Source organism: Camelimonas fluminis (assembly GCF_014656355.1).
GTDB lineage: Bacteria > Pseudomonadota > Alphaproteobacteria > Rhizobiales > Beijerinckiaceae > Camelimonas > Camelimonas fluminis.
Window position 1 is genome coordinate 1 of sequence record NZ_BNCG01000136.1, and the last position, 1,408, is coordinate 1,408.

Here is a 1,408-nt window from a genome sequence, read left to right on the forward strand (position 1 = left end):
GCCAGCTCGTCGTTGAACCGGTCGACCTCGTCGGCCATCTGCTTGATGAAATCCTCGTCGCGGTACACGCGGACGATCAGCGGCGGGAGCTTCGGCCAATAGCTGATGAAGTCCCACCATTCGCGCTCGCAGACCCACAAAGAGCCCTGCACCTGGGCGCGGTATTCCGGCGGCAGGCGCTTCCGTTCGAGGCGATCAATCTGGATATCCGGCAGAGCCGTCTTGATCTCCAGACCGCCGTTGTCACCAATGAGGCTGTCAGGGGAGCAGCCCTTGTTGCCGTTGCGGACGAAGCCAACCTGGACAGGCTGCGCATCACGGTAGAACACATACGCGGCGCGGGCCTCGTCCTCCATGAGCTTCCCGCGCTCCATGTGGACGTTTGAAAAGCTTTCGACGCATTCCTCAGTGATGATCTCGCCAGCGAGGCGACGCATGTACTTGCTGCGCGTCTTGCCCTCGCCTTTCGCCATAACAGTCGCGAATTCGCTGGCGGTTGGGATGCCGGCGCGAGCGGAGAACCATGCAGGTGTGCCCTGCTCAATGTCGGTGAAAACCTGCATCATGACTGGGCACCATTCCTGCGCTTGGTGTTCAGCGCGCTGATGGCCTGCTTGTATTTCGCGGCCGGGATGTCGGACACGGAAGGCGCGCCGATGTAGCCAAGGAAGGCAGAAACATCAGAGCCCGTCTCATGGATGAGTCGCTTGATCTGGTCAGCCTGCTCGTCGGTAATGAGCGTTGCCGGCTCTGCGCCCTTGCCGTCATCATCTTCAGCTGCGGCCAGACCCAGTGCCATCTTCAGCGTGTAGCGCTGGAGATAGGTGACCGTGGACCCAATGGCCTGGATGCTGTTTTTGCTGCCAGACGTGTCGGCTCCGGCTTCGAGCGTGCTTTCCTCGTTGTGCCCGTCAACATGAGAGAGGATACAGGTCACGCGCACCCGGCCGTCCCGCTGTTCAGGGCGGAACCGATACGACAGGCCATGCTGCGCCAGCACCGGGTCAACGGTGCGCGCCACCTCGCCCAGGTCCTCATGGGCATAGGCTGCCTTGCCCTGGCCGTAGGATACGGACCTGTTCTTGCGGATCACCGGGATTTCCGACTTCGCAGCCGCCAGCGCAGCGTCAAACTCCTTGCGGGCCAGCTTGGCGTCGTGACGGTCCTGAAGGTCCATCAGTTGCTGGACCATGCTGAGGTCAGCGCCCTGCGCGATGGCCTGCGAGATCATCGCCATTGGCGTCAGCGGGACCATGGGCGCCGGCGGCAATTCGTTCTGGCGTTCGATCTGGACGACGTTTATCATGTCCTGCTCCCTGCCTGCTTGCGGACCTTTGGCTTTCCGTCGCGCCATCCTGTGACGCGGTAGCCGGCGGCCCTGAGTTTCATTTCAAGTTCCAGGCGCTTG

The 1,408-nt window shown here is 61.9% G+C and carries 2 protein-coding genes; both read right to left on the reverse strand.

Annotation, left to right across the window (positions count from 1 at the left end):
• Positions 1-566 (reverse strand): lambda exonuclease family protein (locus IE243_RS22820; RefSeq protein ID WP_191321565.1); only part of this gene is annotated, 566 nt, incomplete at its 3' end.
• Positions 563-1,306, reverse strand: a complete 744-nt coding sequence (locus tag IE243_RS22825) for an ERF family protein (protein ID WP_191321566.1) — start codon at positions 1,304-1,306, stop codon at positions 563-565. The genes IE243_RS22825 and IE243_RS22820, both read right to left, overlap by 4 nt.
• Positions 1,307-1,408 lie beyond the last annotated feature (102 nt).